The sequence below is a fragment of the Clostridium sp. genome (assembly GCF_050717545.1).
Taxonomy (GTDB): domain Bacteria; phylum Bacillota; class Clostridia; order Clostridiales; family Clostridiaceae; genus Clostridium_AD.
Map to the genome: position 1 here is coordinate 31,782 of NZ_JBOITN010000036.1, position 16,970 is coordinate 48,751.

General features: G+C 30.7%; 15 protein-coding genes. 6 read left to right on the forward strand and 9 right to left on the reverse strand.

Going from position 1 to position 16,970, the window contains the following annotated elements:
* Positions 1-7: 7 nt before the first annotated feature.
* On the reverse strand, positions 8-865 hold the full coding sequence (locus ACREVX_RS12240; protein WP_431544464.1) for a hypothetical protein: 858 nt from the start codon (positions 863-865) through the stop codon (positions 8-10).
* A gap of 735 nt (positions 866-1,600) precedes the next feature.
* Here ACREVX_RS12240 and pflB point away from each other — a divergent pair.
* The 4 genes from pflB to ACREVX_RS12260 all read left to right on the forward strand — a co-directional run bounded on the left by pflB (position 1,601) and on the right by ACREVX_RS12260 (position 5,526).
* Positions 1,601-3,829, forward strand: coding sequence for a formate C-acetyltransferase (gene pflB / locus ACREVX_RS12245; RefSeq protein WP_431544465.1), 2,229 nt, complete (start codon positions 1,601-1,603; stop codon positions 3,827-3,829).
* Positions 3,830-3,858: 29 nt separating this feature from the next.
* Positions 3,859-4,584, forward strand: a complete 726-nt coding sequence (gene pflA, locus ACREVX_RS12250; protein WP_431544466.1) for a pyruvate formate-lyase-activating protein — start codon at positions 3,859-3,861, stop codon at positions 4,582-4,584.
* Between the two features lie 303 nt (positions 4,585-4,887).
* Entirely contained in the window at positions 4,888-5,214 is a 327-nt protein-coding gene (locus ACREVX_RS12255; RefSeq protein ID WP_431544467.1) for a hypothetical protein, read from the forward strand.
* A gap of 81 nt (positions 5,215-5,295) precedes the next feature.
* Positions 5,296-5,526, forward strand: coding sequence for a hypothetical protein (locus tag ACREVX_RS12260; protein ID WP_431544469.1), 231 nt, complete (start codon positions 5,296-5,298; stop codon positions 5,524-5,526).
* 231 nt (positions 5,527-5,757) lie between these two features.
* Here ACREVX_RS12260 and pyrE read toward each other — a convergent pair whose 3' ends face one another.
* The 7 genes from pyrE to pyrB form a co-directional block, all read right to left on the reverse strand.
* Complete coding sequence (gene pyrE, locus ACREVX_RS12265; protein ID WP_431544471.1) at positions 5,758-6,324, reverse strand: orotate phosphoribosyltransferase; 567 nt, start codon at positions 6,322-6,324, stop codon at positions 5,758-5,760.
* A gap of 69 nt (positions 6,325-6,393) precedes the next feature.
* A complete protein-coding gene (locus ACREVX_RS12270; protein WP_431544472.1) occupies positions 6,394-7,290 on the reverse strand; it encodes a dihydroorotate dehydrogenase in 897 nt (298 codons plus the stop codon).
* The gene (locus ACREVX_RS12275; RefSeq protein ID WP_431544473.1) at positions 7,283-8,014 is read right to left on the reverse strand and encodes a dihydroorotate dehydrogenase electron transfer subunit; all 732 of its coding nucleotides are present in this window, start codon (positions 8,012-8,014) and stop codon (positions 7,283-7,285) included. Before ACREVX_RS12275 ends, ACREVX_RS12270 begins: the two co-directional genes overlap by 8 nt.
* Positions 8,015-8,057: 43 nt before the next feature.
* Entirely contained in the window at positions 8,058-8,924 is an 867-nt protein-coding gene (pyrF, locus tag ACREVX_RS12280) for an orotidine-5'-phosphate decarboxylase (protein ID WP_431544474.1), read from the reverse strand.
* Between the two features lie 76 nt (positions 8,925-9,000).
* A complete protein-coding gene (locus ACREVX_RS12285) occupies positions 9,001-10,206 on the reverse strand; it encodes a dihydroorotase (protein WP_431544476.1) in 1,206 nt (401 codons plus the stop codon).
* A 96-nt stretch (positions 10,207-10,302) separates the two neighbouring features.
* Entirely contained in the window at positions 10,303-10,737 is a 435-nt protein-coding gene (locus ACREVX_RS12290; RefSeq protein WP_431544477.1) for an aspartate carbamoyltransferase regulatory subunit, read from the reverse strand.
* Positions 10,737-11,663, reverse strand: a complete 927-nt coding sequence (gene pyrB / locus ACREVX_RS12295; protein WP_431544478.1) for an aspartate carbamoyltransferase — start codon at positions 11,661-11,663, stop codon at positions 10,737-10,739. Before pyrB ends, ACREVX_RS12290 begins: the two co-directional genes overlap by 1 nt.
* 346 nt (positions 11,664-12,009) lie before the next feature.
* On the opposite strand from pyrB, the gene ACREVX_RS12300 reads away from it, so the two are divergent.
* Entirely contained in the window at positions 12,010-12,258 is a 249-nt protein-coding gene (locus tag ACREVX_RS12300; protein WP_431544479.1) for a hypothetical protein, read from the forward strand.
* 58 nt (positions 12,259-12,316) lie between these two features.
* Here ACREVX_RS12300 and ACREVX_RS12305 read toward each other — a convergent pair whose 3' ends face one another.
* Positions 12,317-13,384 (reverse strand): hypothetical protein, encoded by a 1,068-nt coding sequence (locus tag ACREVX_RS12305; RefSeq protein ID WP_431544480.1) that lies wholly within the window; start codon positions 13,382-13,384, stop codon positions 12,317-12,319.
* 872 nt (positions 13,385-14,256) lie between these two features.
* Here ACREVX_RS12305 and ACREVX_RS12310 point away from each other — a divergent pair.
* Complete coding sequence (locus ACREVX_RS12310; RefSeq protein WP_431544482.1) at positions 14,257-16,122, forward strand: AIPR family protein; 1,866 nt, start codon at positions 14,257-14,259, stop codon at positions 16,120-16,122.
* Positions 16,123-16,970: the final 848 nt, after the last annotated feature.

The window sequence follows — 16,970 nt, forward strand, 5'->3', positions numbered from 1 at the left end:
CACCTTCTTATTTTATTATTTTCCCAAGTGGCGTTATATAAACCACATTACCATCTATATTTGCCGCTAGGCCCTTAGATTCTATATTTTGAAAAATTATTTTTTTGCCTGATGAACGATTAACCTGCACATGCTTATTATTTTTTAAATTCACCTTCCATATATATTGCAGTTTTTTTTCATTCATCCAAGGCAATTCGCTAACGTATGCAATATTATCTTCATCAATAAATTTAGGTGTAATTGACCAAACGTAGTCTGGTGTCTTTATCATCTTTTCTTGTTTTGTAAAAGGCACTTTTTTACTAGAAACATATACTTTTTTTGTTATATCTTTTGTAGTTTCATTTACATTAACATATAACATATCTTGATTTTTCATATTCTGAACTACTATTGCCTTTTTATTAGGACTTATATCATACGATATCTCTTTAGCGTTTGACACGCCTACTATATTTTTTTCTGTTCCCGTCTTACTATATTCAATATTTATCTTTTGTCCATCCGAGAGAGTGGCTACAAATATTTCATTTTTTGTAGTATCCTCTTCCTTAGCAGGTTCAGTTTTTTCGGCACTTGCTTGCTTTTGGGCAACTTCTTCTTGCTCCTTTTTAACTTGTGCTGCCTTAACTTGTTCTTCTTTTTTAACTTGTATCTCTTCTTTAGTGTCGTCTGACTTGTTTAACAGAATATTATTTATACCATTCTTCATGCTTATACCTTTATCTAATAAAGAATTAAAATCTGTAATTAAAAATATACCTAGCCCTACTATGGGCATTATAATCAATAATATTATTATCTTTTTTCTTTTTTTTATTTCTTTATCATAATTCTTGCTAAAAATACTTGGTTTCTTCATATAATTTACCTCCATTATAATTAATAAACCGTTATTATTTAGGCACTCCCCATTAAGAGAATGGCTAAGTAACTAACTATACCATTTTTATTATACCTCATTACATATAAAAATAGTACGGTTTTTCAAAGATGCTTAGCCTCTTTATTGTTTAGATTTTTTTCTTTAATGTTTTTTCACACTGTAAACCTTTAGATACTTCTCCTGAATATTAGCTACATATAATATATACAAATTATTTATCTTATTAATAAAAAGATTTCAAACTTGCTGTAACATACACACTAATATAAGCTATTAAAATACCCGCTAACTTATATTGTTTCTCTCTACAAATCAAGATAATACAGCGTTGTTTCATTTTAAAATATTCCTGTTATTTTTTATTGTTAAATGTTTGACACCTTCAAAACCTTACATACCATACCTTTAAAGATTAACTAAATATTCTTAATATTACAACTTTTATAAAACCCCTTGAACTGTTTCACTTTTAATATTACAATACAAATATAGAAATATTCACCCTACGTATTGAACTATCAATTAATAATTACTTTATAAATTAGTTATTAATTTAAAGTGTAGGTATTAACAAACGCAAGAAAGTATTGTATAATCTATTTGAACAACAAATGTTACTTAATAATGTTTATTATTGATGTACTTCACCCATATGACTATATGATAAAACGATAGGATTAAAATTAATATATTATCAAGGAGGAATTTAAAATGACTAAACAATGGAATAACTTCAAAGGTGATTTATGGAAAGATCAAATTGACGTAAAAGACTTTATACACAAAAATTATACATTATATGAAGGTGATGATACTTTCTTAGCTGGAACATCTGATAAGACCAATAAAGTTTGGGACAAAGCCAATTCACTTATTATAGAAGAAATTAAAAAAGGTATTATAGACGTAGAAACAAATGAGATATCAGGAATAGATAATTTTGCACCAGGATATATAGATAAAGAAAATGAAGTGATTGTTGGACTTCAAACAGATGCACCACTCAAAAGAATAGTTAACCCATTCGGTGGATTTAGAATGGTAGAACAATCACTTGAAGCTTATGGTTACACTTTGAATAAAGATATAAAAGAATTTTTCCCTAAATATAGAAAAACTCATAATGAAGGAGTTTTCGACGCATACTCAGATGCTACAAAAGTTGCTAGAACTGTAGGACTATTAACAGGTCTTCCTGATGCATATGGTAGAGGTCGAGTAATTGGAGATTATAGAAGAATAGCTCTTTATGGAATAGATTATTTAGTAGAGCAAAAGAAAAAAGATCTAAAAGAATTTACAGGCATCGCTACAGATGATTTAATAAGACATAGAGAAGAAATAAGTATGCAAATAAGAGCCCTTGGTCAAATAAAGAGCATGGCCTCAAAGTATGGCATTGATATTTCACAGCCATCAATCACCGCACGTGAAGCTGTTCAAGCAGTTTATCTAGGATATCTTGCAGGAATAAAAGAAAATAATGGTGCTGCAATGTCACTTGGTAGAACTACTACTTTCCTAGATATATATTTTGAAAGAGACTTAGCAGCAGGCACAATAACTGAAATTGACGCTCAAGAAATTATTGATCAGTTCGTAATTAAACTTAGAATGGCAAGACATCTTAGAACTCCAGAGTACAATGATTTATTTGGTGGAGATCCAAACTGGGTAACAGAATCAATTGGTGGCGTTGCACTTAACGGAACTCCAATGGTAACAAAAACATCATTTAGATTTCTTCATACATTAACAAACTTAGGATCAGCACCAGAACCTAATATGACTGTTCTTTGGTCAGAAAAATTACCTGAAACATTTAAAAAATATTGTGCTAAAATGTCTATTCAAACTGACGCAGTTCAATATGAAAATGATGATATAATGAGACCAATATACGGAGATGACTATGGCATAGCTTGCTGCGTATCCGCTATGGAAATAGGAAAGAGAATGCAGTTCTTCGGAGCAAGAGCTAATCTTGCAAAATCTTTATTACTATCACTTAATGGTGGAGTAGATGAATTAAAGGGCAAACTTGTAGTACCTGGAATTGAAAAAACTAATTGCGAAGTTATTGATTACAAAGTAGCTAGAAAAAGATATTCAAAGGTTTTAGAATATGTTGCTAATATGTATGTAGATACAATGAACACAATTCATTATATGCATGATAAATATGCTTATGAAGCTGGTCAACTTGCTCTTCATGATACTGATCTTAAATATTTTATGGCGTTTGGAGTAGCAGGGCTTTCAATTGCAGCTGATTCCTTAAGTGCTATCAAATTTGCTAAAGTATCACCAATAAGAGATGAGAATGGAATAACAATTGATTTTAAAATTGAAGGAGACTTCCCTAAATACGGAAATGATGATGATAGAGTTGATGATTTAGCTGTTGAACTTATCAAAGAATTCAGCGATGCTCTTAAGAAACATCCTGCATATAAGGGAGCAGAACACACTTTATCAGCACTTACTATTACATCAAATGTAGTTTATGGTAAAAAAACTGGTTCAACTCCTGATGGAAGAAAACGTGGTATACCACTTGCCCCTGGAGCAAACCCAACTCAAGGACATGATGAAAATGGAGCATTAGCATCATTAAACTCAGTTGCTAAGATTCCTTATAGAAATTATTGCCAAGATGGAGTTTCAAATACTTTTTCAATAGTACCAGCTGCCCTTGGAATAGATGAAGATACAAGAATAAACAACCTAGTTTTCCTTCTAGATGGTTATTTTGCACAAAGTGCACATCACTTAAATGTAAATGTATTAGATAGAGCAGTTTTAGTTGATGCTATGGAAAATCCAGACAAATATCCAACACTTACAATAAGAGTTTCAGGATATGCAGTTCATTTTAATAGATTATCAAAAGAGCAACAACTTGAAGTTATCAGTAGAACCTTCCATAAGAAAATCTAATTAAATTTGAGAGTAGAGGGGGAGTATATATGGTAAAAGGTAAAATTCATTCTATAGAAAGCATGGGCCTTGTTGATGGTCCTGGTATAAGGGTAGTAGTTTTTTTTCAAGGATGTAAACTAAGATGTGCCTATTGCCATAACCCTGATACTTGGCAACTTAGTGGTGGCAATGAAATGACTCCAGAAGAACTTATCCAAAAGATTGTTCGCTTTAAACCATATTTTAAAAGATCTGGCGGAGGAGTAACTTTCTCTGGAGGAGATCCACTACTGCAACCAGAATTTCTACTTGAATGTTTAAAATTATGTAAACTTAGCGGTGTTCATACTGCGTTAGATACAGCAGGTTTTGGTAACGGTGACTATACGCAGATATTAAAATATACAGACTTAGTTCTCCTAGATATAAAACAAATAACCGGTCAAGGTTATGTTAGTTTAACTGGTAGAGATTCAACTGATGTCAATGTATTTCTGGAGTCACTTCGAAAATCTGAATCCAGAGTTTGGGTACGACATGTTGTTGTACCAGGAATTACAGATTCCGTGGAGCATATAACAAAACTTGCAAAGATTATACGTCAAGAGGTTCCGCGCGTTGATAAAGTAGAGCTTCTCCCATATCATGTTCTAGGAGTAAGTAAATACGAAGCTTTAGGTATCCCTTATAAGTTAAAAGGGGTAGAACCAATGGATAAAGATAAAAATGATGAACTCCAAACATTAATAAATAACTTGCTTAAGATCAAATAGCAATATGAAGTTTCTCCTATATGGAACAAAATAAAAGTTATCCACATTGTTTTTCTCAAAATGTTCACTAAGTAACAATAAAGGCAGAAGATTGTATTATTAAATCTTCTGCCTTTATTCTTTTCTGTATGATTTTTTTAAAGATATTATAAAATATCATCTATAATCTATATATACGCTATCAGCCTAGTGTTTTATTTCAAAAATATAGATTACATGGTATACTTCTATTACAGATAATGTATATTTATAAAATACGCTTTATTCAACATTGTAATACAAGAAGAAGGGAAGTAGTCTTTTATGAAAAAATTTAACAAATTATATTTAGGTGTTATTTTAGGTATTATAGTAGGAGTTATAAATGTTTTACCGATGATTTTACAGAAAACAGGTTGGGATGCTAATATATCAACTTTTTTAACTTGGATTATAATTGGATTTTTTATTTCAACAACAAACTTAAAAATTCAAGGAATTTTTAAAGGAATATTTATTTCTATACTTATATTTATTCCTTCAACTATTTTTGTAATAGAATCTACTTTAACAGGTGCAATTTGGATTATAATAATGGCCTTATTTTTTGGTGGTTTATTAGGATATTTAATTGATAGACTTGGCGAGTAATAGCAATCTAAAAATATATACGCACAGGTTTACTATCCAATAGCAGCTAAGAATTTATAGAAAGGTAGTGAAGTTTATAATATGAATGGTCTAATAATATTAATCAGTGTTACCTTTGTAGCATATTTCACATTTACAATAACAAAAACTAAAATACTAAAATATATTTTGCCTCCCATTGTTAGCCTTTTATATGGATTTATGCTTTTCTTTATTGGTATAAGTATAAGTGGTATTTTATATTATGTTCTTGCAGCATTACCAGTTATTGTTGTTATATTTCATGCAATTTTGCTAAAAAACAAGAAGTAACTAAAATTAATACTTTGCATCTTTCTTTCAAATAACTCTTAGACACCGTTTCTGCGCGCCTTTAATTTTTTTCTTAGATAATGCTAATAAAAGTATATATTGCGTACAATGCGTTCGAAACGAGTCTTAGTAATTCTAAAATCAAATAAATTTTAGAATTACTTGGCGACGCGACCGCATTTAAACAATGTATACCTCTAGTTATAGCATTAGCTAAGAAAATGGATACACTTATTTTATGTTTCTACTTCCTGGTTTTACATATGCAGATCCACTTTTACAAAGCGGACATTCTGCTGGATCATAACTTTCAATATCAAGTTTTATAGAGCTATATATAGGATAATTCAAAATGCTACTTCCTCTATCAACTATGCAGCATATACCAACTACTTCTGCACCAAGTTCTTTTAGAACCTCTATTGCTTCTAAAGAAGATTTACCCGTAGTTACTACATCCTCAGTAATTAAAACTTTTTGTCCCTTCTTAATTTCAAATCCACGTCGAAGTTCAAAGATTCCATTAACCCTTTCAGTAAATATAGCAGGTTTTCCGGTTTGTCTACCTACTTCATAAGCTACTAATATTCCACCCATTGCTGGTCCTACAACTATATCAAAATCAATGTCTTTTATTTTTTCTGTTACTATACTTAGAACTTTCGCAGCCTTATCTGGATATTGAAGCAGTTTTGCACATTGGCAATATCTATTGCTGTGTCTTCCTGATGATAACAGAAAATGTCCCTCAAGTAATGCACCGGATTCTTTTAGTATATCTATAACGTTAATACTCATAATATCTCCTCCAATTTTAAGTAAATCATCTCCTGCGGAGCTGAAATGTCGTTAAATACTCTTAAGTTTTTATATAATTCCTCTAATTTCACTTAAATCTTTAATACCTTCTTTTATCATGTACTTCTCTATTCCATCTATTATATCTAAACAAATATTCGGTTTTATAAAACTCGCTGTTCCAACTGCAACAGCCTCAGCTCCAACCATTATAAACTCTAGAGCATCTTCTGCGCTACTTATGCCACCCATCCCTACAACTGGTATATTTACCGCTTTACATACCTCATGAACCATTCTTAGGGCCATAGGTTTTATTGCAGGACCAGATACCCCTGCATATATGTTGTTAAAAATCGCGCGCCGTTTATGTATATCCACTGCCATGCCTTTGAATGTGTTTACTAAAGATAATGCATCTGCGCCAGCTTCGCAGCATTTATAGGCCATATCTACTATATCTTCCGCATTAGGTGATAACTTAACCATAAGAGGTTTTTTGCATATACTTTTCACCTCTCGTACAATGTCATAGGCAACTCCAGATTTAATTCCAAAAGCCATACCTCCACATTTTACATTAGGGCAAGAAATATTGAGTTCAATTATATCTACGGCCTCGTTATTTAGCATTTCAATAGCGGCTAAATATTCTTCTACACTGCTACCACCAACATTTGCAATAATAGCTGTATTATATCCTTGCATTACTTTGAGTTCTTTTTTTATAAAGTTTTCGATACCCGGATTTTGTAGTCCTACACTGTTTAACATTCCACCACGTGATTCATAAATCCTTATACCATCGTTACCTTGTTTTGGGTTAATCGTAAGGCCTTTCCCAGATATACCGCCAAGTCTTCCTACATCGAAATACTCATTATATTCCTCTCCAAATCCAAAAGTTCCGGAAGCTGCTATAACAGGATTTTTTAAACTTACACCGCATAATTCTACTTTAGTCATTAAAAATCAAATCCTTTCCATTAAACACTGGACCATCCTTGCAAGTTCGCATGTTTCCAGAATTAGTTTTACAAGTACAGACAAGACATGCGCCTATTCCGCAAGCCATATGATTTTCCATAGACACAATTACCGGAATATTTACTTCATTACACATACTTATAACTTTTTTCATCATAATCTCTGGTCCACAGCAAATAACCATATCATATTCTCGAGGATTTAGTAAATCTGTAACGTATCCCTTATGCCCAACTTTACCACTTTCTGTGGATAAGTTAATTTCATTTACATATTTTTCCACAGAATCCACAGAATAATCCACAGTTCTAAACCCTGAGTATAAATCTATTTCACAAGAACTAAGCTTTTTGATTAAATAAACAAGTGGCGCTATGCCAATTCCACCAGAAACTACAGCAATTTTACCTTTTATTTTCTCTATATCAAATCCATTTCCCAGCGGTCCCATTATTTGAAGTTCATCATTTTCGCGTAGATTACTAAGATGTTTTGTCCCTTGCCCTACTATTTGATATAAGAAACTTATTTTCTCATCGTCAGCGTCATACACACTTATAGGTCTTGGTAATAATGGTTCTACTTCTCCTCGTTTTAACATAAAAAATTGACCCGGCTTTACGTCAAATTTTCCTTTTATAGAAAGCTTGTATATGCCCTCACTTATTTCAACATTTTCATATGTCTTTACTACTAAGCACATCAAATAAACCCCTCCAGTATTTTGATAGTGACCATGGATTTTACTATTTATTTGCTGCTTTTCTTATTGCATCTCGCATTTTTATTGTCTCTTCCCTTGCACATTGCTCAAAACGGCTTGATCCATTTTCTGATTTCTTATATGCAAGTAATATACTTCTAGATGCATTAACAACTCCGCCATTTCCATTTTTTAAATATATAGCTACATCTTCTGCAGCGCCACCTTGCGCACCATAACCAGGTATTAAGAAAAACATTTTTGCAAGGCCTTGTCTCATCTTTAAGCCTTCATCTATGTGAGTACAGCCAACAACTCCACCTATAGAACTATATCCGCATTCTCCCATATATTCGCTACCAATCTTTATTAACTTCTCCCCTACAATATCATAAACCTTTTTATTTTCTTTATTCTCTATGTACTCTATATCCTCTGCACCTTTGTTTGAAGTTCTTACTAGTGAAAATAGTCCTTTTTCATTGTTTTTCACATAAGGAAGATATGGCTCAATGCTATCCATTCCCATATATGGATTCACAGTTATAAAATCACTTTCGAAATCCCCTTCAAAATGAGCTTTAGCATACATTTGTGCAGTTTTCGCAATGTCACCTCTTTTAATATCTGCTATAGCCAAACATCCTTTACTTTTTATATAACTTAAAGTGTCTTGGTATACTTTAAGCCCCTTAAGTCCCAGAGCTTCATAATATGCTATTTGCACCTTATAACATGCTGATACATCACATGTAGCATCAATTATCATTTGATTAAATCTATATAATGCATGTTCATCGTGCATAAACTTATTTCTAAACTCCACTGGCAAATATTCTAAATCTGTATCAAGTCCTACACATACATGACCATTTTTTTCTACACTTTTAAATAATCTATCTATAATCAAAAATTATTCCACCTTCACTATTTTTATTGTAAGTCTTTTTTTTATCTAAGTATTACTATTTTTTATCTAAGTATTACTATTCTTTATCTAAACCTTCCTTAGCTTTATAAACTACTCTTCCTGCTTTAATTGTGCACATTACTTTTCCCATTACGCTCTTTCCCTCAAATGGCGTGTTAATTCCTTTAGATAAGAACTCCGTAGTATCAATGTTATATTTCGATTTAATATCAAGTAACACTAAATCTCCATCTAATCCTATCTTTATTTCGCCTTTGTTTAGATTCATAATTTTAGCTGGATTCCTTGACATAAGCTCAGAAAGTTTATTTAGTGAGATATGCCCCTCACCTACTAGCTTAGTGTAGCATACAGGAAATGAAGTTTCTAGCCCTGATATACCAGGAGATCCTTTTATTTTATCATCAATGCTATGTGGTGCGTGGTCCGTAGCTATGACATCTACAAAACCATCTTGCATAGCCTTAATTAAAAAATTAACGTCTTCGCTTTCCCTTATAGGCGGGTTAACTCTGTACCTAGTTTCTGAAGTTAATGCTACATGATGCGGCGTAACTTCACAGGTTATTAGACCCCCCTGCTTCTTTGCATTTATAACGTCTCCCATAGCTTCTTTTGTACTAACATGAGCTAAATGAAGTTTGCAACCCGTGAATTTTGAAAGTGCTATATCTCTCCATGTCATCATATTCTCAGCAAGTCTTGTATCAATTTCAACAAGTTCTTCATTTTCAGCATGAGATATTATCGTTAGATTCTTTTCTTTAGCAGCAATCATTGCCTCAAGCATTACTCTGCTACTGGAAACTCCCTTGCCATCATCCGATATAAATCGTACTGCATTAGTTAGCTTCCACAAGTGTTCTATAGATTCCCCCAGCAAATCTTCTGTAATGGAAGCGCATTGGTGAATATATATCAGATTAATTTCCTTAGATTTTCTTAGTACTTCATCAATTATGTTCATTGAGCTACATACTGGTTTTGTATTTGCCATAAGATTTACTGCAGTATATCCGCCGCGCGTTGCAGCCTTACTTCCTGAGAGCAAGTCTTCCTTATATGTATATCCAGGTTCTCTAAAATGACTGTGAAGATCTATAAATGAAGGGGCTAAGATATATCCCTCTGCATTTATTACCTCACAGTCTTTTTCTATTTTTTTTCCGATTTCATATATTATACCTTCATTTATATAGACATCGCCAATAAAATCCTGAGATGAATCAACGACTCTTGCATTTTTAATTAATAACTCCATAAATTCATCATCCCCTACACTATATTAAGATCTGTTAGCATAATTTAAATCTTAGTTTAAATTATAAATACTTTATAATTCTAATTATGTGTTTTATTATGATATTCCATTATTGTTATCACTCTCATCACAGTACATACATCTATACTCGCCCTTTTCTCTATTGGCTAAATAAAAACTATGCAAAATTTCTTGTTCTGTAGATGTTATACATCTTGGGTTTGTGCATTTTATAACATTCTCAATTTTATCCGGTAAATTTAATTTAAGTTTACTTTCAATTTTTTCTCCATTTATTATGTCAATTGTTATGTTTGGGTCTATAAAACCTAGTACAGTATAGTCTATATTAACCTCATTTTCTATTTTTATTATATCTTTTCGTCCTAGTTTCTTACTAGGTGCATTCATAATAAGTGCTACCGTGAAGTCAGCATTATCAAGACCTAGATAGTTAAATATTTTGAGCCCTACTCCTGCTTTAATATGATCTATTACTATTCCTCTTTTTATGCTATTAATTGTTACCATTATTTATCCACCCCCAAAAGTTTAGCAATAAGTGCCATCCTTGCATACATCCCATATTTTGCTTGTTTAAAGTAACATGCCCTTGGGTCAGCATCTATTTCCACAGCTATCTCATTAACTCTAGGAAGCGGGTGAAGAATTATCATATCTTCCTTAGCATTTTCCATTTTCCCTTTATCTAATATGTAGCTATCTTTAAGCCTTATATAATCTTCCTCATTAAAAAATCTTTCTCTTTGAACTCTAGTCATATATAAGATATCTAGATTTCCAATAACATCATCTAATTTTTCAACTTCAACAAATTGCACATTATTTTTTTCTAATACTTCATCCTTAATATATTTAGGAATTCTTAATTCATTAGGAGCTATTAGCACGAACTTTACATTATCATATCTTGACATAGCTTTTATTAATGAATGAACTGTTCTGCCAAACTTTAAATCTCCACAAATCCCTATTGTTAAGTTTGATAATGTTCCTTTAATATTTCTTATTGTTAAAAGATCTGTAAGTGTTTGCGTTGGATGTTGATGTCCGCCATCACCAGCATTAATTACTGGCATCGCACAACTCATAGCTGCAACCTTAGGAGCTCCTTCTTTGGGATGTCTAATTGCTGCAATATCTGCATAACATTCCACTGTTCTTATAGTATCTGCAACACTTTCTCCTTTTGATGCTGAACTTGATTGAGCTTCTGAAAAACCTAACACTTGTCCTCCGAGTCTAAGCATTGCTGCTTCAAAGCTTAATCTCGTTCGGGTGCTTGGTTCATAAAATAGTGTTGCCAAAATTTTACCATCACAAACATGAGAAAACTTTTTAGGATCCTCTATTATTTTATCTGCATAATTAAAAACTTCGTCGAGCTCCACTAACGAAAAATCCATTGGATCAATTAAATTTCTTCCTTTTAACATATTGATTCATCTCCTTCTCAGCCTCTCGGGACTAAATTTAAAGATACTAAAGTATTTTTAATATTATATTCTTTACAATCTATTATAACCAAAAAACGCCTTCTCTATTATGAGAAGGCGTAGTAAAACCACATTAAAACATCTACTTCCTTCTCGGTCTCTCGTACCAAATTAAAGGTAATCTATTATTAATTCTTTCATTTATACTACAATAAATATTGATTTTTGTCAATATAATTGTTTAGTACTACCTTCTAATTAATAATTTTAGATGTAACACACTAAAAAAGTATCATTTTCAATTAAGCCTCATATTATATAGTGTCTAAAGATAGGAAGTGATAATATGTCAAATTGTAAAAATATACATGATATTGAAGATGCTTTCAATAATCACTGTAAAAGAAAACATTCTCCTAATAATTGTTGTGACAATTCTTTTGATAATAGTTCTGACCCATGGAGTGAACCTTGGATTGAACCTTGGAGCGAAACTTGGTGTGACCCTCGGTGTTGCCATTCTAATAACTCTTCATTCGAAGATTGTTGCGAAAATTGTGATGAGAGAAAACATCATTGTCAAGATTGCTGTTAAAAATAAAACTACTAAAAGAGCAGAATTGGTATTCAACTCTGCTCTTTTATTTATATATTTATTTTACTTGTGAATTAATAAATTCCATAATATCCAATGTATTTTCTGCGTTAGAAGCTGGAGCAGTTATAGAAGTTACTTTATTAATCTCACTTAATTTACTATCAATTTCAGTTGTGTTATTCATATTATCATTAACAATATTAAGTTTAACATTTGTTTTAGTTATAAGCTTATCCTCTATAGTAAATATAGATACTAAATTAACTGTTTTATTCTCATCAATTAATTTATTAAACTTCGAAATAAGTGTTGCAGCATCGCCCAAATTCGTAGCTTTTACTTTTCCAGCTGAACTCACTTTTGAAACATCCTCAGCTTCCTTTACAGCAGCTTTATAATTATTAAAGTATTTTTCATTACCTATATAACTAGCTGCGATAGCTTTAATGTCCTCTTTTGAGAACTTAATAGTATATACTCCATTCTTGGAAGCTTTTTCATCACCAAGTTTTTCAAATGTTTTTACCTTTTTCTCATTTTTATCTAAATAAGAATTAAAAGTTTCCAACATATCTTTAGAAACTTGAGCATTCTTGCTGCTCTTACCTTCAAACATGTTTTTCATTGTATCCTGAAAGTTTTTATATTCCTGCGAAGAACTATTTGTTTTTATATAGCTATCCAAATCTTTCGAAGCCAAATGTAAATTTGTTGTATTGGCTAATTGATCACCAATCATACTTTTTAATATCTCAGGCACACCTAGAAAAAGTTCAAAATCTAATTCATTATTAGAACTATCAAAGTATATTGGTGCTTCAAAAGATATTCCTGCAGCAGACGCTTTTACATTACCGCTAACCTTTGTCCTATCTTCCTTGTTCAACATCTTGCCATTAAAGTTCAGCGATAACTTCCCTGAGTTTAAGACGCTCAATGTTCCTGCATCTAGGTTGTTACTCTTAATCCCTGTTGTTGTAGTAGCTAAAGTAATGTCATACGCACAAGATTTAATAGTTGCATTGTTTATTATACCTGTTTCTAACTTTACTTGTTGACTACAACCACTAAGCCCAATCACCATAGCTATTGGTAAAAAAATTGCTAAAATTAATTTTTTCAATGTTTAATTCCCCCTAATATTCTTTATATGTATATATTATTACATATTTTTCAACGGCTTTCAATAGATGTGGATAACACCTTAAGTTATAACTTTATTCGTTTTTATAAGTCAGCTATTTTAATATGTTAAAAATGTTTCTAAACAGTGGTAAAAGCAAAGTAAAATAAAAATATAGCAAGCTCTACATCTCTGTAAGGCTTGATATATAACGTTTATGGTGCGCCCAGAGGGAGTCGAACCCACGGCCTACAGATTCGACAGAAATAGTTTTTGCTAAGTTTAAAAACCCATCACTCCCTTTTAAATAGTCATTTTACTTTTTAACTAAGTTTAGGTAATACCTACTAAATTCAATCTATAAGGGATAAAAAAAAGGGTCAAAATTAGTTTACCTTTATCTAGATAACAATTAATTAAATTTTGATATCTAAAAGTTTCTATAAAATTAATCTATATAGTTTTTGAATAAGAAAATACCGCTTAGTTGAGAAGCCCTAATAAAAGAACTTGATAAGTTCGCGTTTTATCAATTAAAAGTTCGCTTTCATGTAAGTTTAGTGTTGGGACTTTTCAAACGCAGTAATATAGCTAAAGTTCGCCTATTCTGTTAAACACGAACTTTTATAAAATCCAAAAAATACAGATTAATAGCTAATAAAACGTATGGTCTAAAATAATTACCTTTTTAAATAACTAAATCCTATCTTAGCCATTATTACATTCCAACATTTCTGCAATACTTTAGTATTGCTTTTGTATTTGTTTGAAATTACACAAAAGTAACCCCTGAGTTATATAAATAGGGTTAATAGCATAAAAGAATAGTAGAAAAGCAAATAAATAATTTGAGATTTTATTAAGGGGGATATATGTCATCAAATAAATCTATAAGTAGGACTAAAAAGGAAAATTTTCATGAAAATGTTTTTGATCAAGAGTTGGCAAATAATATAAATATATCTATTAATGAATACATCACTAAAGAAGGTTATGAAGGTGGAAACACGCAATTAATTGGTGAAAGATTTTGTGAATGGGTTTTATATAATTTATTTGAACTTAGAGAGGATGAAGTATTAGAAGCTATATCTATAGGTGGAAAATATGATAACGGTATTGATGCAGTTTTTGAAATCAGCAATGAACTTTATGTAGTGCAATGCAAATATAAAACATCTCATTCAATTGATGCAATGTGTAGATTTGAAAGTGATTGCAAAAGACTAATAGTAGAGGAACCCTTAACTAATAGATCAATTGTAAAAGAAAAATGCACACTAATAAGGGAAACACATGAAAATAAGGACACAATTCATTGTTATTATGTAACAAACACTGAGTTTCAACCATTAGATAAAAATCAAATTAAGAAAAATATATATATAGATACAAATGTTAATACCTATAATTGGGATATTACAAATATGGTTGATAAATTAGAAGAAATAAAAGGATTATTACCAAAAAAATTTAGGAATGCAAAGTTTACAATAATCTTATTAAAAAATTCTGAAATGGACGATAATACAATAGTAGCTAGTGTAAGTTTAAATGAGCTTGCCAAATTTGTTAAAGCTGGAGACAATATGATATTTATGTCTAACATAAGAAATTATTTAAATAAAACTAAAATAAATAAAAAAATAGAGGAGACGATAGAAAAAGACCCTGAAAAATTTTGGTATTACAATAATGGGATTACAATTGTTTGTAAAGATTATGAATTAACAAATCAAGTAATAAATATGACAGAGCCACAAATTGTTAATGGCTGTCAAACCGCTAAATCAATATTGAGTTATTTTAAAACCAAAACTACTCTCGAAAAAAACAAAAACAATAAAGGCAAGATTCTTATAAAAATTATTAGAGTAGCAAAGAAAAGCAATAACGAAAAGGATATGAAGGAATTAAAGGATAATATTACAAGGTATACCAATAGTCAAAATGCAATAAGAGGCTTAGATTTCTATGCCTTGGATCAATTCCAAAGAGAACTAAAAATCAAATTTGAAAAATTAGGATATTTCTATGAAATTCAAAGAGGTGCTTATGTAACTTTAAAAATCGCAGAACAAAAAAAATATAAAGGTGATTTAAACTATAATTATTTATTGTATAAAAAATATACTTACGTATTGCCTGCAAAAGAAGTTATACAAGCATTTACAGCTGGAATTAGACAAATGCCTAATGTAGCTTATGGGCATGCTGGAGAATTAACGCCAACAGGTAACCAATGGCAGTATATATGTAATGAGGAAACAAAATCATTATCTATTGAATATTTTTTGTTCCCATATTTATTATTAACATATATAAAAAATAATAATGGATATAAGCCTGGAGTAGGTGATTTTAGAAAATCATCATCATTGTTATTTATTGCCACATACTTCATGTTTATATGTGAAATTTATAGGGAAGTTTTTAATTACACATGTGAGAGTCCTTTGGATATTAATGTTGAAGTATATAGAAGCATATTTAAAGATGAAAAAATTAATAAAGAACTAATAAACATAGTAGATACGATACTTCATAATTATTTTGAAGATAGTAAAATTGATGATGATTATGTTAAAGATGATCTAAAAGGTTTTTTAAAAACATCTATAAAAAAAGATGTGCCTTGGTCAATACTCGAAAAAAAAGTAAATCATTCATTAAACAAAGCAAAGGATAAAGGAATTACAAAGAAATTTGAGGAAGTTCTAAATAAACTCAATCTATAATCAATACACTCATGAATACAATTTATTCTAATAAAAATCGAACAATTATTAAGAATACCGTACCCACCCCTAACATTTGTGTAATGCTTCTGTATTCCTTTCACATTTTCCCTAGTATAGTTAATCCGACAATGTTGGCGACACCCCTTATAGAAAAAAGATTAAAGGTAAAAAATATGTTAATTTTAATATAAGTTTTGATTAATATTATAGTTAACGTAGATATAATAAGACATTCCGTAGCAAATACATTGATTTATTTTAAGAAAATCAATGCATTTACTGCGGCTTATTTTTTTAGGAATTAATCAATTTATATATAATTACTAAAGTATTACAATAGTAATATGAGTTGTTTTTATGACAAAAGCAAACAAAGATTATTAATAATATAATCAATCATTCAATAAATTATGTAGCCAGTTGGGGTAGCATACGCAAAAATGATATTTCGTACGTTAATGAAAGCATAGCCCCATAAATGTAATTATTTAGGTTGAAAAGTGGGTACAGCCGAACGAATTAATATAAAAGTATGTTTCATGTAATCATCTCGTTATACTATTATATTAATTCGTTCGTTTAAAATCCATATATTACATGAACGGTTTATATGTATATTCACCACCATATAATATCACTTTGAAGGCGATTAGTTCTCGTTCGTCTGCGGTATACTCCAAACGAACTATATTTTGATATATGCATCATAAAAAAATTACTTTTGTTCTTGTTAACCATTAAGTTAAATTTAACTTAATGCTTAACAACCCTTATAAATCAAGTTGTTATTGATTTAATTCATTTTTGAATTAGATTTATATATACAACATTTTTGGGAATACCTT